The following is a 22,545-nucleotide window of genomic DNA, read 5'->3' as shown; positions in this document are numbered from 1 at the left end:
TTGCTTTTTATTATGATTCCAATTGTTTTAAAACACTTTCAACTAAAGTACATGCTGGACAATCACAATAGCGAGCACCTTGATCTTGAATTTCCTGACCATGTGCAACAATACCTTTAGTGGATAAATCCAACGAGAACCAAAGCATGAGATTAGACCTCTCAGAACAAATGGTTTGTCGGGTTAGGCCATATATAATAAAGCTTCCATAGTTGAAACCAAGTCTTGTGGTTCCAAAAAACATTCAGGTTGCCATTCCTGTTTTTTCCAGATATTCGGCAAGAGATAAATATGATAGATTGTCTATCCACTAGACATTTTAAAAAATAGGATTAAAATTTCACTTTCTCCATCTAAAATCATTTTGAATACTATTTATATATAGAAAAACTTTTTATAACATCTCTCACTCGTCAAAGCATCATAGACATCTGCTAAAGAAACCATTCGTGAATGAACCTTCATATTTTCAAACTCTTCAGAAATTAAAAGTGTCGGCTTATTTAAGATATCATCAGGAATATAAATTTTCCAATATCATGTAAAAACAATGCCATGAGCATCAATAAGATATCCTGCTGTGTCATGATATAAGATGTTTTTTGCTTTGATAATGGCTACAACAATTTTTCTGTAATCATAAGGATATGAACAATATGCAGTTCACTGCCCCTTCCATTTCTAAACTCAACGATATAACTTAACACTGAGATCAAGAATGGCTAAGCTTTTCTTTAGGGTAAATCGCTTAGCTACAAAACATTTAAGCTGTTTTTGCTTAGAATAAAATGTAATCACATTACAAACACGTTTTCTCACAATATTAACCTGAAAAAGGTCTATTGATAAAATCACTGGTTCCAAGATCATCAACACGTGCGATAGATTGTCCAGAATTTTCTGATGAAATGATAATGACAGGGATATCATGAATCCACTGATACTTGTTCATATATCAAAACTTCAAAACCATTTATATCTGGCATGACAAGATCCAACAAAATCAAAGATAATGAAGAGAGATACTGTTATGGCCCGATCCCCATTTTCAATCAATGAATTTCATAATCATCTTCTAATATATCTTTTCTCCATTTTATCACCTATTATTTTTTATTATACATGAGAGGGCCTCATTAAAAACATTCACTTCTCCATCAAAAATCTTTCTTCCATTTCAATATAACCCCATATATTCTTTAAAAAATCAAATACTGACTATGAAACCTTTTGAAAAAAACAAGGAGAATTAGAAACAACATTTCCTAATTCTCCTTCATATCATATGTATTCATATTCTTTTGTATTTGTTTCATATACATCATTTTAGCTTTTTGATACAAATTTTTCTGCTTTAACAGTTGTCGATAGAATACATTCGCATTTTTTAAATAATGCAGATTAATCCAACAACAGTCTTCATCCCTTTGATTCATTGTTGGATATAACCAATTTTCATCAAATAGAATAGCATTTTTATATCCACGTGTTTTTCTTTGATGAACATATGTTTTGATATCTTCCAAAACAATTTCACTATGTCCATCATGATAATAGACACGTATATATTGCTGAAATCTTTCTGCTAAAATAATAATTTTATTTGACTGCAATAACTTCAACTTCGATAAGTGCACCTTTAGGTAAACTTGCAACCTCAATGGCACTTCTAGCAGGATATGGCTCTACAAAGTATTGAGCATAAATGCCATTCACAGTATTGAAATCATTCATATCATTTAAAAATACGGTTGTCTTTACAACATGAGAAAAATCTAAATTTTGGCTTTCTAATAATCCTTTCACATTATCCAAAGCTTGTTTTGTCTGAGCCTCAATACCTTCTGGCATTTCTCCAGTTTGAGGATTTAAAGGAATCTGCCCTGAAAAGAAAATCATATCTCCTAAATCAATCCCTTGACTATATGGACCAATAGCTCCAGGTGCTTTATCTGTCTGAACTACTTTTTTCATTCATAATACCTCCTTATATATTTTTATTTATTATAGCAAATTTTCATAAACTCGACTATATTTTTCTTTCAATATCAAGGACATAAAAAAGGACTTTTTTGTAAAGTCCCATTTATGCATTCACTGTTTTTGAATCTTCAACCATCTCTGGTTTCATCATTTTCATGGCTTTCATAGCCTCTCTTGCTTTATAGAATCCTTTCGCAATATTCAAACCATGATCTCCAATTCTTTCAAAATCTGTTAATATTTTTGTATAAACAACACTGTTTTCTGTTGTACATTTTTTATCTTTTAATCTGACTAACTGATTAATAGTAAATTGATGATGTGTTTTATCAATATTCTCTTCAATCACGTCGACTTTATCTACGATGCCACTAAATTCATCATAGTTCATAATTTTCAATTCATCAAGAATATTCACACAAAGACTACTCATAATGCCAATTTCATCCATAGCTTCATGTGAAAAATGACGATCACTCTTATAAAGGGCTTCTGCTCTTTGAGCAATGTTCATCGCATGATCTCCAATTCTTTCAATATCAGAAGAGATTTTCATAAACAATCCGATTGCCTGTGCACCCTCTACTGGAAATTCAGTTGAAATCGCATTTGTTGTAAATTCAACAATATTCTTATTCAGGAAGTTGATATAGTCTTCATTTTTCTGTAATTTTTCATACTTATCTTCCTTAAAATCTATCAGTAATTCAAAAGACTTTCGTACATTATCAATAGCCACTTCTAACATATTTTGTGTTTCATTAAACAATTGTGTATTAGCAATAGCACTTGTTCCAATATGATAATCATTTGTAAAGATATTGAAATCCAAGTATTTTAATTCCATCTTTCCTTCTAATTCAGGTTTTTCAGGTAAAATCAAGAATGATAAATCAACTAACTTTGTACCAACTGGTAATAAAACAATTGTTGTCACAACATTAAATAACGTATGTACATTGGCAATCTGTGCTGCTGGATTTGTTGGTGTTAAAGATGCCATAAATGTCGCAAATGGTGTCACCAAACTGATAATTACGAATATAATTGTTCCAATAATATTAAATGATAAATGAATAATCGTTGTTCGTTTGGCATTACGATTCGTTCCAATTGCTGCTAAAACAGCTGTAATACATGTTCCAATATTTTGTCCAAATAAAACATAGATTGCTGATGGTAAAGTGACGACTCCACTCATTGCTAGAGCCTGCAAAATTCCTACAGAAGCTGATGAAGATTGGATAATAGCTGTAAAGACTGCTCCGACTAAAATACCAATCAATGGATTCTGGAAGTTTGCTACAAGACTCGCAAATTCTGGTGAATTTCTTAATGGTGCCATCGCTGTTGACATCATTTCCATCCCCATAAATAAAATACCTAAACCAGCGATAATTTCGCCAAATGCATCCAGTGTCTTGCTTTTAAAGAATGCTATCAAGACAACACCTACAAAGGCAATAATTGGTGCTAATGCAGTGATATCTAAAGCAATCAGCTGTCCTGTAATCGTGGTTCCAATATTGGCACCCATAATGACCCAAACTGCATTTGTTAATTGCATCAATCCAGCATTCACAAAACCTACAACCATGACTGTTGTTGCTGAAGATGATTGAATAATCGCTGTAATCAAAGCTCCCACTGCAACACCTAAAAAACGATTTGATGTCAATTTCTCTAAAATTGACTTCATCTTATTCCCGGCTGCCAGCTCTAGACCATTGGACATCATTGTCATTCCATAAAGGAATAAAGCTAACCCTCCAAGTAAAGAGAATATGTTTGTCAGTTCCATCATGTCCCTCCTATTTATATACAACTAAAACTTAACATATTCTTTACATAATGTAAATATTTTTAACACAATCTTAACATAAATATCGACATATTTCTTTTTTGATTTTCATAAAAAATCGTCTTTAAATCATACATTCGTAATCCATTTTAACGAAAATCACAAATAGAGAACTCTTATCATAAAAGAAACTGATAAAAGACTTCACACAACCCACCTATTAACATAACAGCAATCGGACTCATCTTATATTTTAAAAGCAAAAATAGACAGATGATAAAAATAACCAGCATATTCACTTTTAAATGCGTCCAAGCTATGATGGCCTGTTCACCAAAGACAGCTGTCACAATAATCGAAATCCCAGCTGAGGCAATCATCGCAACAACTGCAGGTCTTAAAACATTCAAAACGCTTTGTAAAGATTCAAGATGACGATATTTCATATAAAAATAAGCAATAAGTGTCACGATGATTAAAGAAGGTAAAATACATCCAATTGTGGCAATGACAGCACCCCATAAACCACCTATTTTCTCACCGACAAAGGTTGCTGAATTAATGGCAATAGGCCCCGGTGTCATTTGTGAAATAGTCACAAGATCATTAAATTCTCCAACACTAAGCCAATGGTGAATATCAACGACCTGATTTTGTATCAGTGGCATGGCGGCATATCCACCTCCAAAACTCAAGGCTCCAATCTGTATAAAACTTAAAAACAACTGCCAATAAATCATTGTACAAACCTCTTTTCCAGATAAGTTTTGATGATACCAATCAACATACATAGCAAAATCACAAAAACAACATTGATATTGAAAACATATGTTGCAACAAATGAACATAACATGATCAAAAGATATAAAATATTTTTTTCTTTCAAGATACCAGCACCCATTTCAAAAACAACCGCTGTAATGACTGCTCCAACTCCAGCCTGCATTCCTTCTAGCATTGCAGCTACCAATGGATTATCCTTAAAAAATGCATAAAAAGATGAAACCAATGTGATAATGAAAAAAGGAGGTAGAATAGCTGCTAAAACACTGATTACAACACCTATGATACCTGCAAGTTTATATCCAATGACAATAGCTCCATTTACGGCAATAGCCCCTGGCGAAGATTGAGCAATAGCAACCAAATCCAACATTTCATCTTCTTCAATCCAATGATATTCATCTACAAATTTTTTACGCATTAATGTCACAATGACATAACCACCACCAAAAGTAAAAGCACTTAAATAAAATGTGGAAATAAACAATTTCCACAATTGCTTCTTTTTCACATTGAATCACTCCCTCATCACATCATATCATGATAACCAAAGTTAACATCTGTTTTATGTAAAGATTATCTTTATTTCACGAAAAATCTCTCATATAATTCTGGATAACCTATTGCCAGAGCTTGTCGAAACTGTCTGATTTCCTTATCTACAAAATTAATTTTTGCATAAATCAATATCACAAGACATAACAGACATACCACAACTAATGAACCCAAATAAATCATAAAAGCGCGACTTTGAACCTGACTCAAGCCCAGTATTCCAACACCAAAAAGGCAAATCATAGTGATAGCTATGGCTCGAATCCAACCTTTATTTTTTGCCTGATAATGATTATTTAACACTTTATAAATATCTTCCACTTCATCTAATGCATATATTCTCTCATTGATTTTCTTTAACATGTCCTTTGATAATCCAGGATTATAAAGATGTCTATACCCCATGATTTCATCTCCCTTTATAAGGTATTATATCATACAGAGATCCATATTTCTTTTCTTTCACTCAAATAAAAAAATTATGTTTTACTCATAGCTCATTATTTTCAACACATTTTCATATTTCAATGATGATTATAAATATAATGTCTTGATCTAACAAGTAGGCACTTTTTTGTAAGAAATAAAAAGAGCCCTCAAAGAGGGACTCTGAATTTCATTCTAAAATAAATCAGAATGTATTCCTGTACGAACCAACACAAGTGTTAGTTCATCTTTTTCTATTCTATAAATGAGAAGCCAATCGGGCTCAATATGACATTCTCTAAAACTTCTATAATTGCCCATCAGTTCATGGTCTCGGTATTTTTCATCAAGTGGATGCTGATTAGCCAATTCATTAACGACGTATTTCAGCTTTTCCAATTTCATTCCACGTTTCTTCATTAACTTATAGTCTTTTTTAAAGGCATTATGATATCTGATTTTAAGCATCTAAATCATCGAATAATTCATCTACAGTATCAAATGTTTGACTGAGATTCTGGTTTCTAGTCGTTTCATCTAATATTTTAAGAGTATCACTATTATATAGAGAAACTTCAAACGGTATTCTATGCTCTCTGCACATTTTCATAATGAAAATAGTCAAGGCAGTTGTAGGATTCAAGCCAAGTTCTTCACATATCTTTTCGAAATCTTTTTTGATTGAATCATTGATTCTAAAACTCATTTGCGCCATATCTCATTCGCCTCCTTCTTACCATTATTATAGCAAAATGTAATTCATTGTCAATACATTGAATTACATTAATAATATATGCAGTTTCAAGAGTTTTATACACTATGTTATCTTATTTTTTTACTATAAAAGGATATAAACTATTAAAACAATAGAAAAAAATAATTCCTTTTTCAGTGACTATTCTTCTCTTAATGTCTATTGAACAATGATGTCTTTTATTAAGTTTTTCTTCTTTATGAGTTCATTTTTAACAGCATAACTGTTCATTATGCAAAAAGATCCCTCAAAAGAGGGACCTTACTATTTCATTTTGGCAAGTTCACTTGCTTTTCCAATATAAGAAGCAGGTGTCATATGAATCAATGTTTCACGATCTTCGTCAGATAAAATATCAAGACTTTCAGCAAATTTCAAGATATCTTCTTTAGAAATACTCTTACCTCTTGTGAGAGCTTTTAAAGTATCATAAGCATCAGGGACACCATATTTTCTTAACATTGTTTGAATAGGTTCAGCTAAAACTTCCCATTTTTCGTTTAAATCAGCTGCAAGCTTTTCTTTATTAACAACACATTTAGCAAGACCATTTAATGTTTCATTCATAGCCTGTAAAGAATAACCAAAGGCTAGGCCTAAATTTCTCTGACTTGATGAATCAGATAAATCTCTTTGCATACGTGATTTAGGAAGTTTATTAGATAAGGCAACACAGATATGATTAGACATATCAGCATTGGCTTCACTGTTTTCAAAGCGAATAGGATTGACCTTATGAGGCATTGTACTGCTTCCAACTTCACCTTGAACTGGAATCTGTTTAAAATATTCCATAGAAATATAAAGCCACATATCAACATCTAAATCCATTAAAATATTATTGAAATGACGAATACCATCTAAAATATGACAAGTATAGTCATGGCTTTCAATTTGTGTTGTTAATGGATTGAATGTTAACCCTAAATAGTCTTCCACAAATTTCTTTGCTAAAGCAGGCCAGTCAAGGCGTGGGAATGCTGTTAAGATAGCACTATAGTTACCAGTAGCCCCATTAAACTTGGCTTTAATCTGAATATTTTCAATATTTTCAATGCTAGAAGCAAAACGATAAGCATAAACTTTAAATTCTTTACCAATTGTTGTTGGTGTGGCTGGCTGTCCATGGGTATGTGCAAGCATTGCATCATCACTATGTTCGACAGCCCATTTATTCATGGCATCGACAACTTCTTTAGCTTTCTTTAACCAAACATCCTTTAAACCATGTTTAATCATACAGGCATAAGATGTATTATTAATATCTTCTGAAGTACATCCAATATGAACAAAGCTGATCAGATAATCATATCCCATTTCCTTTAAAGTATTTCCAATATAATATTCAACAGCTTTGACATCATGACGTGTTGTTGCTTCAATGTCTTTAATTTTAGCAAAAGCATCTTCATCAAATTCATCGGCAATCTTTTCTATCTGTTTCATATGAGACTGATCAAATTTCTTTAGGATATCACTTTCAACATTTTCAATTAAAAACTTCAACCATTGAATTTCTACAAAAACACGATATTTGACCAAAGCATATTCGCTGAAATATTCAGCTAAAGATTCTTTAATATTTGCATAACGTCCATCTAAAGGACAAATTGTCATACTTTCAAAAACTTGTTTTTCCATTTATTTACCACCTTTAAAATAATTTACGCCCGCTTCAAATAATTTCTGATCCATGTCACCATAAATATTCTTATTTCTATTTTCACCTTGACGTTCACTATGAGCCATTTTTCCTAAGACTCTTCCATCACAAGAAATAATACCTTCAATCGCCATCATTGATCCATTAGGATTATATGGTGAAACCATTGTTGGTTGTCCATTTTCATCAACATATTGACTAAATACCTGTCCATTTTCAAACAGTTTTTCAATGACTTCTTTTGGTGCCACAAAACGTCCTTCTCCATGAGAGATCGGTACTGTATGAATATCACCAACATTGACACCAGTTAACCATGGTGAACGTACAGACGCAATTCTTGTATTAACCATCTGAGATAAGTGGCGTCCAATTGTATTGAATGTTAATGTTGGATCATTTTCATCCATGTCTTTGATATGCCCATAAGGAAGTAATCCTAATTTCACAAGAGCCTGGAACCCATTACAGATTCCAATCATCAGACCATCACGATTGTCTAATAAATCATCGATAGCACTCTTTAATCTTGGATTTCTTAAGACAGTCGCAATAAATTTTCCTGACCCTTCTGGTTCATCACCAGCACTGAATCCACCTGGTAACATCATAATTTGAGCACTGCGAATGGCTTTTTCCAGTTCATCAACAGAAGCTTTCATTTCCTGAGCAGTTTTATTTCTCATTAAAACAAGCTGTACTGTTGCACCTGCACGTTCAAATGCACGTTTTGAATCATATTCACAGTTTGTTCCTGGGAAAACAGGAATCACAACTTTGACCTCATCATAAGTCTGTTTTGCCTTTAATGGACTTCTTTCATGACAATCTTTCACAATCATATCTGATGTTGGTGCTTTTTCTTTTGTTGGATAGACATCATCTAAAACAGATTCAAAGACATGATAAGCTTCATCTAATGATAAAGTTTCATCACGATATATCATATCAGATGATTCTATTGTATGTCCAATGATTCTTGTATGTGGTAATGTCACAATGGAATCATTTTCCACTTCTAGAATCATATGTCCATAGTCTTTTTGCACTAAGCTTTCTAATGATAATTCATTATTGAATTGCACACCAATCGCATTTCCAAAAGCCATTTTATAAACAGCTTCAATAACCCCACCATCTTTAACTGTATAAGCACTATAAACTTGATGATCTTTCATCAATTTCATAATGCCATCATATTGTACTTTTAAAGCATCAAAGTCATAAATATGGAATGCATCTTTAGGTAACATCACTTCAACCAATGTATGTCCTGCTGCTTTTAATTCAGGTGTCATGACATCATGTACATCGGCTCCGGTAATTGCAAAAGAGACTAATGTTGGTGGCACATGGATATTTTCAAATGATCCAGACATTGAATCTTTGCCACCAATAGATGGCAGTTTCATTTCAGACTGTACACGATAGGCACCAAGTAATGCTGCAAATGGTTTTCCCCATTTTTCAGGAACATCAAGTAATTTTTCAAAGTATTCTTGGAAAGAGAAACGAATCGTATGATAATCTCCACCCATTGCGACAATTTTTGCAATAGATTCAACAATCGCATACATAGCTCCATGATAAGGAGACCATTTTGAAATCACTGGATTATATCCATAACTCATTAATGAACAAGTTGTTGTTTCTTTTCCTAAAACTGGAATTAAAGCAGCCATTCCTTCAGTTTCTGTTCTTAATGTTTTTCCACCAAAAGGAGATAAAACAGTTCCATTGCCAATTGAAGAGTCAAAACGTTCAACAAGACCTTTTTGACTACATACTGATAAACGACTTAAAACGTCTTTTGATGTTTGCACAAAAGATTCCTGTTTCTGTGCATCAAAAGGTGTTTTTGTAAAATCAGGTAATTCAACTTTAATATTCTGATAACGAGAAGCCCCATTCTTATCTAAGAAAGCACGGTCAATATCAACAACTGTCTGTCCCATATATGTCATCGTTAAACGATTCTTATCTGTGACTGTTGCAACTTTGACAACTTCCAAGTTTTCCTGATCACAAGCATCTTTGATAAAAGCTTCATCACAAGGATCAATGACAATCGCCATACGTTCCTGTGATTCAGAGATAGCAAGTTCAGTTCCTGTTAAACCTTCATATTTTTTAAGGACAGCATCTAAATTAATATCCAATCCATCAGCCAATTCTCCAACTGCAACACAAACACCACCAGCTCCAAAGTCATTACAACGTACAATACGTTTTGAAACTTCTGGATTTCTAAATAATCTTTGAATCTTTCTTTCTTCTACTGGATTTCCTTTTTGAACTTCAGCTCCAGCTGTTGTTGTAGTTTTGAGTTCATGTGATTTTGATGAACCTGTTGCGCCACCAATACCATCACGACCAGTACGTCCACCAATTAATAAGACAATATGTCCCTTTAATGGTTCTAAACGTTTCACCTGATCTTTTGGTGCAGCTGCTACAACAGCTCCTAATTCCATACGTTTTGCTAAAAAGCCTTCATCATAAACTTCATGTACAAAACCAGTTGTTAAACCAATCTGATTTCCATAGCTAGAAAAACCATGGGCTGCTTCCTGACAGATTTTACGTTGTGGAAGCTTTCCTTTCATTGTTTCATCCAATGGTTGTCTTGGATCTCCAGCACCAGTAATACGCATTGACTGATAAACATAGGCACGTCCTGATAATGGGTCACGAATCGCTCCACCTAAACAAGTCGCTGCTCCACCAAATGGTTCAATTTCTGTTGGATGATTATGTGTTTCATTTTTAAACATCAACAGCCAGTCTTCATCACCCTGATCAGTATGAACAGTTAATTCTACAGAACAGGCATTAATTTCCTGAGACACTTCCATATCATCCAAATAACCTGTTTTTCTTAATTCTTTCATAGAAATCGTTGCCAAATCCATCAAAGTCAATGGACGATCTGTATTGACACCATAAACCAAATGACGTGATGTTTTATAGTTTTCTACATCTTTTTCTAAGATTTCTTTAAACGCACCATTTTCGATATCTAAATCTGTAATAATAGTTGCAAAAGTTGTATGACGACAATGATCTGACCAATAAGTATCCAAAACCTTTAATTCTGTTTCTGTTGGATTTCTATGTTCCTCATTTTTGAAATAATCTTGAGTCACTTTCAAATCATCTTCATTCATAGCCATGCCATTATCCTGAATATAAGCTTTTAAATCATCATCACTCATATCAATAAAACCATCAATGACTGGAACAGGATCAATATGAACATCATCATCACTCAAATCTTCTGGTTTTTCTAATGATGCCTGACGCTGATCAACAGGGTTAATCAGATAATCCTGAATACGTTTCATATCTTCATCAGTTAATTCACCCATGAAAACAAGTAATTTAGCACATTTTACTTTGACATTTTTTTCTCCTGTTAATACTTGGAAGCATTGTTCACAGGCATCTGCCCTTTGATCATATTGCCCAGGTAAAAATTCAATTGCAAAAACTCTTGCTCCAGTAGACACTGGATAATTTTCCAAATAAACCTGATCAACCATAGGTTCACTTAAAATAGTCGGAATTCCCTGATTCAAGACGTCTTGAGTCACACCTTGAATATCATAACGATTCACAACACTTAAAGATGAAATCGTTGTGATTTTTAACTGTGTTTGAATATTATTCAATAATTCATTGGCCTCAACAGCATAGGCTTCCTTTTTTTCTACATATACACGATAGACTTTACTCATCTTTTCACCTCAATTTAATCCAATGTCTTTTCGATAGTATTTCCCTTGAAAATCAATGACTTGCGCTGCTTGATAGACTTTGTCTCTTGTTTCCTCTAAACTTTGTCCTAAAGCACAAATATTTAAAACACGTCCACCATTGGTTACAATATCTCCATTGTCATTAACTGCAGTTCCCGCATGGAAGACAACAATATCATCAGCAACCTGATCTAGCCCTGTAATAACCATGCCTTTTTCATAGCTTCCTGGATAACCCTGACTTGCTAAAACGAGACAAGCCGCATGTTCATCTTTCCATTTGATCTCCACATCCTTTAATGTTTTGGTACTCACAGCATACATAATATCAAACAAATCGCTATCTAAACGCAACAAAATAGATTGTGTTTCTGGGTCACCAAAACGGACATTAAACTCAAGCACTTTGGCTTTTTGATTTTCAATCATCAGTCCAATAAAGACAACCCCTCTATAATCCATATGGTCTGCTTTTAAACCAGCCATAAAAGGTTCTAGGATATCTTTTTGGAAGACTTCATCCATTCCTTCAGGCAAGAATGGATTTGGTGAAACAGTTCCCATTCCCCCGGTATTTGGTCCTTTATTTCCATCATAAATCTGTTTATGATCTTTGGCACTAACCATTGGAACAATTGTTTCTCCATCAGTAAAACAAAGGAGTGAGCATTCAAATCCTGTTAAGAACTCTTCTAAGACAACAGTACTTCCAGCTCCAGCTAAAGCCCCATCAATCATCATATCTTTTAATGTCTTTTTTGCCATATCTTCATCTTCACAGATGACAACACCTTTCCCTGCTGCTAAACCATCTGCTTTCACAACCACAGGATAAGCAAATGATGATAAAGCTGCAACAGCTTCATCATAAGAATGCACTTCCTGATAAGCAGCTGTAGGAATATGATGTCTTTTCATGAAATCTTTAGAAAAAGCTTTGCTTCCTTCCAAAGTTGCAGCCTGTTTTGTTGGTCCAAAAACTTTATGTCCATAACTTTCCAGTAAATCAGCCAGTCCCATGCATAATGGCACCTCAGGTCCAATCACTGTAAAATCAATCGCATTGTCTTCAACAAATTTTAAAATACCATCTAAATCTTCTACATTGCCAGGATGACAAGTTCCAATTTGGGCAATACCAGGATTACCTGGTATTGCATGAATTTCATCAACTTTCTGACTTTTATGTAAAGCATAAACAATCGCATGTTCACGACCACCACTACCAATAACTAATACTTTCATGTTTGCCTCCTCGCATTTCAGTTTTAATGTCTAAAATGTCTATATCCACTAAAGACCATTGGAATATTCTTTTCATTACACAAATCAATAGAATCCTGATCTCTGATACTTCCACCTGGTTGAATAATAGCTGCCACACCAGCTTTAGCGGCAACATCGACACAGTCATTAAATGGGAAGAATGCATCACTTGCAAGAACAGAACCATGGAAATCTTTATCTGGATTATTTCTAATCGCATTTTCTAAGGCCCAGACACGTGAAGTCTGTCCTCCACCAATTGCAAGAGTGACACCGTCTTTAACAATGCAGATGGCATTTGATTTCACATATTTGACAACTTTCATACCAAATTCCATGTCTGTTAATTGTTCTGGTGTTGGTTTTGCTTCAGTAACAACTTTCATTTCATCAATCATCTTTGTATTTAACTCTTGAACAAGTACTTTACCTTCAAGATATTTAATATCATATTTGGCATCTCTGGCATCTAAATTCTTTAATTTTAAGATACGCAAATTTTTCTTTTTCTTTAAGACTTCTAAAGCATCTTCATCAAAATCAGGTGCAGCTACAATTTCTAAGAAAATCTTATGCATCTGCTCAGCCGTTTGTTTATCAATTTTATAGTTCACAGCAACAATGCCACCAAAGATAGATTGTGGATCTGCTTCATAAGCTTTCATATAAGAATCATAACCTGTTTTCCCAATTGCAACCCCACAAGGTGTTGAATGTTTAATAGCAGCTGTGACAATCTGATTACCAAATTCTCTGACTAAAGCCACTGCTCCATATAAATCATTGACATTATTGAAAGAAATTTCTTTTCCATGTAATTGTTCATAATCTAATAATGATTTTTGAACATATGTATCTTCATATTTGTTAGCAGCCTGCTGAGAGTTTTCACCATAACGCAAATGTTCTACTTTCTTTAATGAAATATTTAATATTTCAGGGAATTCATCATGACACACATCAGCAAAGTAACGTGAAATCATCGCATCATAAGCTCCTGTTGTACTAAATGCTTTATAAGCTAAATGTAATCTGAAATCATAATCATCCTGATTGTTTTCAATCGCTTCTAAAACTTTTGTATAATCACTAGGATCAGTCACAATCAAAACATCTTTGAAGTTTTTAGCAGCACTTCTAATCATAGAAGGTCCACCAATATCAATATTTTCAATCATTTCTTCCATTGGTTTTCCAGCTCTTAAAGCTTTTTCAAATTCATATAAATTCACACAAACCAAATCAATAGGTTGTATTCCATGTTCCTGAATTGTTTTGACATGTTCAGGATTATCTCTTTTAAATAATAAACCACCATGAACTTTAGGATGTAATGTTTTCACTCTTCCATCCAACATTTCAGGAAAACCAGTGACATCATCAATCGCAATACATTTCACACCATTGTCTTCTAAGACTTTCATTGTTCCACCAGTAGATACAATTTCAAACCCCAGTTTCACTAAACCTGATGCAAAATCAACAATACCCTCTTTATTTGTTACAGAAATCAAAGCTCTTTTCACTTAAATCACCTTTGCCCTTCCATTTTCTACTTTTATTCTTCCATCACAATATAACCCAACAACTTCAGGTAAAATGCGATGTTCAATTTCTAAAACTCTTGCCTGAATATCTTCAGCTTTATCTAAATCAGAAATATCACAAGCCTCCTGCTTAATGATAGGACCACCATCTATTTCACTGCTAACAAAATGCACAGTGGCCCCACTAACTTTCACACCTCTATTTAAGACAGCCTCATGAACATGCATGCCATACATACCTGCTCCACAAAAAGAAGGAATCAATGAAGGATGAATATTGATAATCTGATTTGGATAAGCATCAATGAGTTCATCAGTTAAAATAGCTAAATAGCCAGCCAAAACAACCAAATCAATCTTTCTTTCCTTAAGCATCGAAACAATCAATGCATCATTCTTTTTGATTACTGCTGTTTCAATGCCAGCTTTTTTGGCACGTTCTAAGCCATAAGCTTTTTGACGATTAGAAATCACTAGCTCAATCGTTCCATTGATTTTTCCTGCCTGGCAGGCATCAATGATAGACTGCAGGTCTGTTCCACCACCAGATATCATCACGGCAATCTTTAACATAATTGAACTCCTTTTTCTCCTTCTTCAATATGTCCTACAACATAACATTGATCGCCTGCTGCTTCAATGGCTTTCATAGCTGTGTCAACATCTGCAGGATCTAAAGCAATAACCATTCCTAGTCCCATATTAAACGTATTATACATCATCTTTTCTTCAATTTGTCCGTTCTTTTGAATCAAATGGAAAATTGGTGGGATTGGGTAACTGTCTTTACGAATGACTGCTAAAGCATGATCTGGTAACATTCTTGGAACATTTTCATAAAATCCTCCACCAGTGATATGAGAACATCCTTTCACTTTAACTCCAGCTTTTTTGATGTTCTTTAAAGCTTTCACATAGATTCTTGTTGGTGTTAATAATGTTTCACCCAATGTTCCATTTAATTCATCATAATATGTTTCTAAAGATTCTTTTGTGATATCAAAGACTTTTCTAACAAGTGAAAAACCATTGCTGTGCACTCCACTAGAAGCAATACCAACCAAAACATCGCCAGCTTTGATTGTAGAACCATCAATAATATCCTTTTTATCCACAACACCTACAGCAAAACCAGCCAAATCATAATCATCTTCAGGCATTAAACCAGGATGTTCTGCTGTTTCTCCACCAACTAATGCACATTCTGATTGAATGCAACCTTGCGCCACGCCACTGACAATTGTGGCAATTTTTTCTGGATAATTTTTTCCACAGGCAATATAGTCCAAGAAAAATAAAGGTTCTCCCCCACTACATGCAATATCATTGACACACATGGCCACAGCATCAATCCCAATTGTGTCATGTTTATCCATCACAAAAGCCAATTTCACCTTTGTTCCACAACCATCAGTTCCTGATAATAAAACAGGTTCATCCATATTTTTAATCGCACTTAAATCAAAAGCCCCTGCAAAGCCCCCAAGTCCTCCTAAGACTTCAGGGCGCATTGTAGCTTTGACATGTTCTTTCATTAATTCTACTGATTTATATCCAGCTTCAATATCAACACCAGCTTTTTTATAATCCATATGTTTTCTCCTTATTTATTTTCCATTCTTGCTAAAACTGCTTTATATGTTTCAATTAAATCTCCAATATCTTGTCTAAAGACATCTTTATCATATTTCTGGTTTGTATTAACATCCCATAAACGACAAGAATCAGGTGAAATTTCATCTGCTAATAAGATTTCTCCATCAGCTGTTTTTCCAAATTCAATTTTAAAATCAACCAATTTTAAATTTAATTTCAAGAAAAATGCTTTCAATAATTCATTAATCTTTAAAGTTGTTTCACGGATATATTTTAATTCATCACGAGTCGCAAGTCCTAAAGCAACCGCATGATCATCATTAATCAATGGATCTCCATAATCATCATTTTTATAGCTTAATTCAAAGATTGGTTCATCTAAAACAATCCCTTCTTTCGCTCCTAATCTCTTACAGAAAGATCCTGTTGTAATATTTCTGATAATGACTTCAAGTGGGAAAATATCCACCTTTTTAACTAAAATATCACGATCATTTAATTTTTTAATCATATGTGTCTTGATTCCTGCTTCTTCAAGCATATCAAAAATAATACAAGAAATTGTGTTATTTAAAACACCTTTTCCTTCAAACTGATCATGTTTAGCACCATTGCCAGCTGTCGCATCATCCTTATAATGAATCATATATTCATTTGGATTTTCTGTTTCATAAACTTGTTTTGCTTTTCCTTCATATAATAATTTTGCCATTGTTTTGTCTCCTTTATTGAAATTTTTCGATAACTTCCTGATTCGCTTTTAAAGCCTGTTCTTCCATATTCTGACGTTCTTTTTGTAATTGCTCTTTGATTTCATCATGTTTGATGGCCATAATCTGTAAAGCTAAATAAGCCGCATTCTTGCTTCCATTAATAGCCACTGTCGCAACAGGAATCCCTGAAGGCATCTGAACAATAGAAAGCAGGGCATCCATACCATCTAAAGTCGCTCCACTAAGTGGGACTCCAATAACTGGTAAAACAGTCTGTGATGCTACAACCCCAGGTAAGGCAGCAGCCATACCAGCCGCTGTAATCACAACTTCTGTCCCATTTTCATTGACTTCTTTCATAAACGCACTCAATCCTTGATGGGCACGATGTGCTGATAAACATCTGACCTGTACATCAACACCATAATCTTTTAAAATTTGTACGGCTGGTTCTACTTTTGGTAAATCACTTGTAGAACCCATAATCACTGCAACTTTCATTCAAACTCTCATCCTTTCATTAAAATAATCCGACAATTTTTCCATCTTCATCTATATCCATATTCACAGCTGCTGGTTTTTTAGGTAAACCTGGCATACGCATAATATCACCACTGATAGCTACCAAAAATCCTGCTCCTGTATTAGGAATCAAATCATTAATTTTCACAACAAAACCAGTTGGTCTTCCAAGTAATGTTGGATCATCTGATAATGAGTATTGTGTTTTGGCAACACAGATAGGAAGTTTTCCTAAACCTTGTGCTTCATATTTCTTCATTTTATTGATAACTTTCTTTGTGAAAGTCACATCATCAGCCCCATAGATTTCTCTGGCAATGACTTTAATCTTATCAGCAATAGATAAATCCAAATCATAAAGAGGTTCAAAATGAGCTTCTTTTGTTTCTAAGACATTTAATAATTTTTCAGCCAAGTCAATACCACCATCTGCTCCTTTAGCCCATACTTCACTGATGGCCACATCAACACCTTTTTGCTGACAGATATCTCTTAACAGCTGAAGTTCTGCTTCACTATCTGTTGGAAAAGCATTAATCGCAACCACACTAGGTAAATGATATTTATGAATATTTTCAATATGTTTTTCTAAGTTTTCAATTCCTTTTCTTAAAGCATCTAAATTTTCCTGAGCTAAATCTGCTTTATTGACACCACCATGCATCTTTAAGGCACGCACCGTTGCGACAATCACCACAGCATCTGGTTTTAATCCCGCTTGACGACATTTGATATCTAAGAATTTTTCAGCACCTAAATCCGCTCCAAATCCTGCTTCTGTAATCGCATAATCTCCTAGTTTCATAGCCAGTTTTGTTGCCATCACAGAATTACATCCATGCGCAATATTCGCAAATGGACCACCATGAACAAAGACTGGTGTATGATCTAAAGTTTGTACTAAATTAGGTTTAATCGCATCTTTTAATAATAATGCTACGGCTCCTGTTGCTTGAATATCATCAACAGTCACTGGTTCACCATCATAATTATAGGCAACAATCATGCGTCCTGCACGTTGTTTTAAATCTTCTAATGATGTTGCCAGACATAAAATCGCCATGACTTCACTGGCAACAGAAATATCAAAACCATCTTCTCTTGGAACACCATTAACCTTTCCACCAAGACCCACAACAATATGTCTTAACGCACGATCATTTAAGTCTACACAACGTTTCCAGACAATCTGACGTGTATCTATATTTAATGGATTTCCCTGTTGAATAGAATTATCCAGCATCGCTGCAATTAAGTTATTCGCAGTCGTAATTGCATGAATATCTCCTGTAAAATGTAAATTAATATCTTCCATTGGTACAACCTGGGCATAACCACCACCAGCAGCACCACCTTTGATTCCAAAGCATGGTCCTAAACTTGGTTCACGCATCGCTACAACAGACTTCTTTCCTAGCTTATTTAAAGCTTGAGATAAGCCAATCATTGTTGTGGTTTTTCCTTCACCTGCTGGTGTTGGATTAATTGCAGTGACCAAAATCAGTTTTCCATCTTCACGTTCTTTCAGCTTTCCAATGGCTTCCAAAGAGATTTTGGCTTTATATTTTCCATATAGCTCTAAATCATCTTCATCCAATCCCACTTTTTTTGCTATTTCTTGAATTGGTTTCATCTTTGCACTTTGTGCAATTTCAACATCCGTTAACATCATTAAACACCCTTTCTTTTTTTATTTTCAGGACTTCTTGACACTTTCTTTATATCATAAATTCATGTTTTTGACTATTGATATCGCTATCAATTTGTGAAAAACCAAAAAAAGAGCCTAAACGTCCAGACATTTGCCCAGACGGTCGACTCTTTAACATTATACTCCATGTGGTCCATTCCACTTCCGTCAGTTGTATAACTAACTGAATAATATCATTTTTCATGTTTTTTTTCAATATTTATTCGTCTTTTAAAGCGTATAAATAAATGATTGAATCGCATCATTAATCAATTCCTTATTCATTACAGAAGTGGGCACACAATCTCCATTTGTCAGTTCTAGCTCACCATTACGAATCAATAAAATAGAATGCATATTCACAAAATAACGTGGATGCATCTGAAAAAAAGAATGTTTCAACAGTTTCGCTTTTAATCTTGTCAGATCCTGAAACTGACCATAATAACGCTGATGCTGCGTCACGACCTGTGTCTGAAAACGACTGTTTTCAATATAACAGATTTCACTAGGCATAAAACGACGAATACGACCATCATTCAAATAAAAAATAACCTGTTGATTTAAAATACGATACTGTTTCCATATTCTTTGAAATTCACCAGCTAATAAATGTTTGAGCTCTTTCTTTAAAAACATCTGAAAGCCATGGGCCCTAAAGCTTTCATGCATATGTGAATAATCATCACCAACATAAATAATAAAACATTCAGGACAGGCATCATAAAGCAATGCCCCCATCTGAAAACCATTTTCTCCATCAATACGATCCCCAATAAACGCAATATCATAACTGGCTTTCTGATTCATACGCAACATATTCACATAATGCTGATAACTATCTACAACGATATCTTCTTCCATTTCGATTTCATCCAATAGATGTTTAATTGTTTCTATACACTCTTCATCATCCATACAAATAAATGCTCTCATGATTCTCCTCCTCTACTTCATCTTTATTGTACTCTCTATTTTCACCAAAAAAATGCCACTTTCACTCCTGTTTGTGCATTTTTGGCACACTTTTGATATTTTTTTACCTCAATCTGTTATGGTGTAAAAGATAAAATGATCACGGAAAGGAGAATGAATAATATGAAAGAACACCGCTTCTTATGGAAAGCATTTCTTTCAAAAGAAAAATTGATATTATGTCTCGTCATATTGATATTAATGGTTATCAGTATGATTTATAGTTTTCAACAATCCATCTTTGCGCAAGCTGGATATCAGCAGGCCTATCCCAATGCCGGTCTGGAATTTTACTATAGTCTGTTTCGCATTGGTACAAACCCAATTCTATTTATTTTATTTATGTTGCTGTTACCAAATATCATGTCCTATGATATTTTGAACATGCATCAAAACCACGCTTCATACATGATTGAGGTGCGTCTGACAAGACAACATTACTACCTGGAAAGCTTTATTAAAAATATCGTTCTTTCCGGTATTGTTGTTTTGATGATGGAATTCATCCTGCTAGCCATCAGTCATTTGTTTTTAGCACCTGTTCATTTTCAAAGCATGAGTTATCCAGAAGGATATTATATAACCACACAACTTCTTTTTTCTCATGAAGTCATAAATCTGATTGCTTTTTTAATCATGACAGCACTAGGATATGCGTTGGTATCCAGTATCATCTTTTCTTTACAGGCTTTAATAACCAACAAGTATGTCTATCGCTGTTGTGGTGTCATTTTAGGCATTCTGCTCGTTTTATTTCCTGCATTAATTCAGGGATATCTTCCTGTCCCCGAAGCTGCTTTTCTTATTCAAATCAACAATCTCGTTGCTTTAGGACTGGAACATGTACGTGAAAATCCTTTTGGCTTTTCCCATTTTATGATTTATGGAATTTGTTTTCTCATCTATAGCATGATTTCTCTCTTTTGTTTTCAACTCTTTTGTATAAGGAGAGAAAATTATGACTAGAAAACTTATCAGATTGCTTGATATAAAAATAATCATCATCTTGATTCTTATGTTGCTTGCTTCACCCATCCTTTGTGGTAAGAACACTTATACAATCTGCTTGATTTATTCCAATTATTTATGTGTCTATATGAATAATGTCTTTTTATTAATGAATTATCAGATTGTCTCACGTATCAACGCACTTTTATATCCCCTGATCACAAGACTTGGAGAACAGACATTTTACACATCTGTCTATATACTTTTTGTTGGTCTGGGATTTATTTATACACTGATAATTTATATGAGCTATGCCTTCTTTTTTGGAGGCATTCCCTCTGATGCAATGTTTGTAACAATTGTATTTATGATTTTCAATCTTTTGGTTACCTTACTGGAAAATACCATCATTTATTTACAGGTTGGTCAAAAAAAGAATTTTATTTTCTTAGCTTTACCTGTTTTTATCAATTTTTTATTTCACATTAGCTTTACTCAATTATTTTAAGGAGGACTTATGTTAGATATTAAAGATTTAAATATAGCATTTCATAGACATCTTGTTTTACATGATTTATCGTTACACCTTGATGGTCAGGAACTGGTTTATATTCATGGCATCAATGGTTCTGGAAAATCAACTCTGTTTAAACTCATTTGTGATATTATCAAACCTATGAGTGGCAGCATTGAAAAAGACAAAGATTTATCCATTGGCGCTTTAATTGAAAATCCAGGTTTTTTAGAAAATGAAACTCTGGAATATAATCTCAAATTTCTAGCCTCACTCAAAAATCATTATGATCCTGTTTTGGTAGAAAAACTTTGTCGAGAATTCGATTTACCTTATTATGAACGTATGAAACTCAAAAACTTTTCTGTGGGTATGCGTCAGAAAGTTGGAATCATTCAAGCCATCATGGAAGATCAGCAGTTGATTTTATTGGATGAACCAACACGCGGTTTAGACCAAAAATCCATTCAAACTTTCTGTCAGATGATTAACGATTTACATGACCAGGGACGTACTATCATGATTGCTGCACATGATTATTTACCAGATATTCACTATACACATATATATCGTTTAGATCATGGTCAACTACATCCAGATGAAATGGATTAAAACTTCTTTAATCTATAGCCTGATACTCTGGTTATGCAAGCAGCTCTATGGTGAGCTCACACCCTATCTGATTTTTCATTATCCATTTTTTGATTTTCGTTATTTCTTATTTTTAGCGATTCAAATCTTTTGGAGCCTTGTTTTCTATCAGATTGTTTACCAATATCTCTGTCTACATACTTTTATATCTTTACGCTTAAATTGGCAGCAGAAAATGCGATTATATATCTGGCAATGGATGAAATATTTATGTTTTTATATCACAATTCATGTTATAGTATTAATGGTATTATCACTTCCAATTCCTATTGATTTATTCATCATGCAACTTTGTATATGGAGTCTATTTTTTATGATTTTACTTGTTCTTCATCAAAAATGGAGTTATCATTACGTTTCCATGATATTCATGGTTATTGGTATACACTTGGTCATATAA

The 22,545-nt window shown here is 33.8% G+C and carries 23 protein-coding genes and 1 riboswitch; of the genes, 3 read left to right on the top strand and 20 right to left on the bottom strand.

The window, feature by feature from the left end:
* Nucleotides 1-10: 10 nt before the first annotated feature.
* From ACZYT4_RS06110 to ACZYT4_RS06015, 20 genes are all read right to left on the bottom strand, one after another.
* Complete coding sequence (locus ACZYT4_RS06110) at nucleotides 11-148, bottom strand: hypothetical protein (RefSeq protein WP_463783569.1); 138 nt, start codon at nucleotides 146-148, stop codon at nucleotides 11-13.
* Between the two features lie 675 nt (nucleotides 149-823).
* Nucleotides 824-952: a response regulator gene (locus ACZYT4_RS06105; RefSeq protein ID WP_463783567.1), complete on the bottom strand. Its 129-nt coding sequence runs from the start codon at nucleotides 950-952 to the stop codon at nucleotides 824-826.
* Between the two features lie 313 nt (nucleotides 953-1,265).
* The gene (locus ACZYT4_RS06100; protein WP_463783564.1) at nucleotides 1,266-1,622 is read right to left on the bottom strand and encodes a hypothetical protein; all 357 of its coding nucleotides are present in this window, start codon (nucleotides 1,620-1,622) and stop codon (nucleotides 1,266-1,268) included.
* Entirely contained in the window at nucleotides 1,600-1,974 is a 375-nt protein-coding gene (locus tag ACZYT4_RS06095; RefSeq protein WP_463783561.1) for a RidA family protein, read from the bottom strand. The genes ACZYT4_RS06100 and ACZYT4_RS06095 overlap by 23 nt, the downstream gene beginning before the upstream one ends.
* A gap of 112 nt (nucleotides 1,975-2,086) precedes the next feature.
* The gene (locus ACZYT4_RS06090) at nucleotides 2,087-3,784 is read right to left on the bottom strand and encodes a Na/Pi cotransporter family protein (RefSeq protein WP_463783558.1); all 1,698 of its coding nucleotides are present in this window, start codon (nucleotides 3,782-3,784) and stop codon (nucleotides 2,087-2,089) included.
* Nucleotides 3,785-3,963: 179 nt separating this feature from the next.
* The gene (locus ACZYT4_RS06085) at nucleotides 3,964-4,524 is read right to left on the bottom strand and encodes a chromate transporter (protein ID WP_463783767.1); all 561 of its coding nucleotides are present in this window, start codon (nucleotides 4,522-4,524) and stop codon (nucleotides 3,964-3,966) included.
* On the bottom strand, nucleotides 4,521-5,078 hold the full coding sequence (locus ACZYT4_RS06080) for a chromate transporter (protein WP_463783555.1): 558 nt from the start codon (nucleotides 5,076-5,078) through the stop codon (nucleotides 4,521-4,523). Before ACZYT4_RS06080 ends, ACZYT4_RS06085 begins: the two co-directional genes overlap by 4 nt.
* Nucleotides 5,079-5,149: 71 nt before the next feature.
* Nucleotides 5,150-5,527: a hypothetical protein gene (locus tag ACZYT4_RS06075; RefSeq protein WP_463783553.1), complete on the bottom strand. Its 378-nt coding sequence runs from the start codon at nucleotides 5,525-5,527 to the stop codon at nucleotides 5,150-5,152.
* 216 nt (nucleotides 5,528-5,743) lie between these two features.
* The gene (locus ACZYT4_RS06070; protein ID WP_463783550.1) at nucleotides 5,744-6,016 is read right to left on the bottom strand and encodes a type II toxin-antitoxin system YafQ family toxin; all 273 of its coding nucleotides are present in this window, start codon (nucleotides 6,014-6,016) and stop codon (nucleotides 5,744-5,746) included.
* Nucleotides 6,009-6,263, bottom strand: a complete 255-nt coding sequence (locus ACZYT4_RS06065) for a type II toxin-antitoxin system RelB/DinJ family antitoxin (protein ID WP_463783548.1) — start codon at nucleotides 6,261-6,263, stop codon at nucleotides 6,009-6,011. The genes ACZYT4_RS06070 and ACZYT4_RS06065 overlap by 8 nt, the downstream gene beginning before the upstream one ends.
* Nucleotides 6,264-6,566: 303 nt before the next feature.
* On the bottom strand, nucleotides 6,567-7,943 hold the full coding sequence (purB, locus tag ACZYT4_RS06060) for an adenylosuccinate lyase (RefSeq protein ID WP_463783546.1): 1,377 nt from the start codon (nucleotides 7,941-7,943) through the stop codon (nucleotides 6,567-6,569).
* On the bottom strand, nucleotides 7,944-11,702 hold the full coding sequence (locus tag ACZYT4_RS06055; RefSeq protein ID WP_463783544.1) for a phosphoribosylformylglycinamidine synthase: 3,759 nt from the start codon (nucleotides 11,700-11,702) through the stop codon (nucleotides 7,944-7,946).
* A 9-nt stretch (nucleotides 11,703-11,711) separates the two neighbouring features.
* Nucleotides 11,712-12,968, bottom strand: a complete 1,257-nt coding sequence (gene purD / locus ACZYT4_RS06050; protein ID WP_463783542.1) for a phosphoribosylamine--glycine ligase — start codon at nucleotides 12,966-12,968, stop codon at nucleotides 11,712-11,714.
* Between the two features lie 23 nt (nucleotides 12,969-12,991).
* Nucleotides 12,992-14,515: a bifunctional phosphoribosylaminoimidazolecarboxamide formyltransferase/IMP cyclohydrolase gene (gene purH / locus ACZYT4_RS06045; protein ID WP_463783539.1), complete on the bottom strand. Its 1,524-nt coding sequence runs from the start codon at nucleotides 14,513-14,515 to the stop codon at nucleotides 12,992-12,994.
* Entirely contained in the window at nucleotides 14,516-15,109 is a 594-nt protein-coding gene (purN, locus tag ACZYT4_RS06040) for a phosphoribosylglycinamide formyltransferase (RefSeq protein ID WP_463783536.1), read from the bottom strand. It lies immediately after the preceding gene.
* Entirely contained in the window at nucleotides 15,103-16,128 is a 1,026-nt protein-coding gene (gene purM, locus ACZYT4_RS06035) for a phosphoribosylformylglycinamidine cyclo-ligase (protein ID WP_463783534.1), read from the bottom strand. The genes purN and purM overlap by 7 nt, the downstream gene beginning before the upstream one ends.
* Nucleotides 16,129-16,139: 11 nt before the next feature.
* Entirely contained in the window at nucleotides 16,140-16,844 is a 705-nt protein-coding gene (gene purC / locus ACZYT4_RS06030; protein ID WP_463783532.1) for a phosphoribosylaminoimidazolesuccinocarboxamide synthase, read from the bottom strand.
* 13 nt (nucleotides 16,845-16,857) lie between these two features.
* The gene (gene purE / locus ACZYT4_RS06025) at nucleotides 16,858-17,346 is read right to left on the bottom strand and encodes a 5-(carboxyamino)imidazole ribonucleotide mutase (protein ID WP_463783530.1); all 489 of its coding nucleotides are present in this window, start codon (nucleotides 17,344-17,346) and stop codon (nucleotides 16,858-16,860) included.
* Nucleotides 17,347-17,365: 19 nt separating this feature from the next.
* Nucleotides 17,366-19,036 (bottom strand): formate--tetrahydrofolate ligase, encoded by a 1,671-nt coding sequence (locus ACZYT4_RS06020; RefSeq protein WP_463783528.1) that lies wholly within the window; start codon nucleotides 19,034-19,036, stop codon nucleotides 17,366-17,368.
* 128 nt (nucleotides 19,037-19,164) lie between these two features.
* A riboswitch (ZMP/ZTP riboswitch) is annotated at nucleotides 19,165-19,243 on the bottom strand.
* Nucleotides 19,244-19,288: 45 nt separating this feature from the next.
* Nucleotides 19,289-19,993, bottom strand: a complete 705-nt coding sequence (locus tag ACZYT4_RS06015; protein ID WP_463783525.1) for a LytR/AlgR family response regulator transcription factor — start codon at nucleotides 19,991-19,993, stop codon at nucleotides 19,289-19,291.
* Nucleotides 19,994-20,155: 162 nt separating this feature from the next.
* Between ACZYT4_RS06015 and ACZYT4_RS06010 the strand changes: the two genes are divergently transcribed.
* From ACZYT4_RS06010 to ACZYT4_RS06000, 3 genes are read left to right on the top strand one after another with little or no spacing between them, the layout of a single operon-like run.
* Nucleotides 20,156-20,998 (top strand): hypothetical protein, encoded by an 843-nt coding sequence (locus ACZYT4_RS06010; protein ID WP_463783523.1) that lies wholly within the window; start codon nucleotides 20,156-20,158, stop codon nucleotides 20,996-20,998.
* Entirely contained in the window at nucleotides 20,991-21,488 is a 498-nt protein-coding gene (locus ACZYT4_RS06005; protein ID WP_463783519.1) for a hypothetical protein, read from the top strand. Before ACZYT4_RS06010 ends, ACZYT4_RS06005 begins: the two co-directional genes overlap by 8 nt.
* Before the next feature lie 9 nt (nucleotides 21,489-21,497).
* Nucleotides 21,498-22,106, top strand: coding sequence for an ATP-binding cassette domain-containing protein (locus ACZYT4_RS06000; RefSeq protein WP_463783517.1), 609 nt, complete (start codon nucleotides 21,498-21,500; stop codon nucleotides 22,104-22,106).
* Nucleotides 22,107-22,545 lie beyond the last annotated feature (439 nt).

Source organism: Massilimicrobiota sp. mt181 (assembly GCF_055420065.1).
Note: the sequence above shows the minus strand (reverse complement) of the source record. Positions and strands in the feature narration are given on the sequence as shown.

Coding starts and splice junctions, on each gene's coding strand:
- ACZYT4_RS06090 (WP_463783558.1), bottom strand. CDS start 3,784: ATGGAACTGACAAACATATTCTCTTTACTTGGAGGGTTAGCTTTATTC.
- ACZYT4_RS06110 (WP_463783569.1), bottom strand. CDS start 148: ATGCTTTGGTTCTCGTTGGATTTATCCACTAAAGGTATTGTTGCACAT.
- purE (WP_463783530.1), bottom strand. CDS start 17,346: ATGAAAGTTGCAGTGATTATGGGTTCTACAAGTGATTTACCAAAAGTA.
- purD (WP_463783542.1), bottom strand. CDS start 12,968: ATGAAAGTATTAGTTATTGGTAGTGGTGGTCGTGAACATGCGATTGTT.
- purB (WP_463783546.1), bottom strand. CDS start 7,943: ATGGAAAAACAAGTTTTTGAAAGTATGACAATTTGTCCTTTAGATGGA.
- purN (WP_463783536.1), bottom strand. CDS start 15,109: ATGTTAAAGATTGCCGTGATGATATCTGGTGGTGGAACAGACCTGCAG.
- ACZYT4_RS06010 (WP_463783523.1), top strand. CDS start 20,156: ATGAAAGAACACCGCTTCTTATGGAAAGCATTTCTTTCAAAAGAAAAA.
- ACZYT4_RS06095 (WP_463783561.1), bottom strand. CDS start 1,974: ATGAAAAAAGTAGTTCAGACAGATAAAGCACCTGGAGCTATTGGTCCA.
- ACZYT4_RS06055 (WP_463783544.1), bottom strand. CDS start 11,702: ATGAGTAAAGTCTATCGTGTATATGTAGAAAAAAAGGAAGCCTATGCT.
- ACZYT4_RS06015 (WP_463783525.1), bottom strand. CDS start 19,993: ATGAGAGCATTTATTTGTATGGATGATGAAGAGTGTATAGAAACAATT.
- ACZYT4_RS06070 (WP_463783550.1), bottom strand. CDS start 6,016: ATGCTTAAAATCAGATATCATAATGCCTTTAAAAAAGACTATAAGTTA.
- ACZYT4_RS06075 (WP_463783553.1), bottom strand. CDS start 5,527: ATGGGGTATAGACATCTTTATAATCCTGGATTATCAAAGGACATGTTA.
- ACZYT4_RS06005 (WP_463783519.1), top strand. CDS start 20,991: ATGACTAGAAAACTTATCAGATTGCTTGATATAAAAATAATCATCATC.
- ACZYT4_RS06020 (WP_463783528.1), bottom strand. CDS start 19,036: ATGTTAACGGATGTTGAAATTGCACAAAGTGCAAAGATGAAACCAATT.
- purM (WP_463783534.1), bottom strand. CDS start 16,128: ATGGATTATAAAAAAGCTGGTGTTGATATTGAAGCTGGATATAAATCA.
- ACZYT4_RS06065 (WP_463783548.1), bottom strand. CDS start 6,263: ATGGCGCAAATGAGTTTTAGAATCAATGATTCAATCAAAAAAGATTTC.
- ACZYT4_RS06000 (WP_463783517.1), top strand. CDS start 21,498: ATGTTAGATATTAAAGATTTAAATATAGCATTTCATAGACATCTTGTT.
- ACZYT4_RS06085 (WP_463783767.1), bottom strand. CDS start 4,524: ATGATTTATTGGCAGTTGTTTTTAAGTTTTATACAGATTGGAGCCTTG.
- ACZYT4_RS06105 (WP_463783567.1), bottom strand. CDS start 952: ATGAACAAGTATCAGTGGATTCATGATATCCCTGTCATTATCATTTCA.
- purC (WP_463783532.1), bottom strand. CDS start 16,844: ATGGCAAAATTATTATATGAAGGAAAAGCAAAACAAGTTTATGAAACA.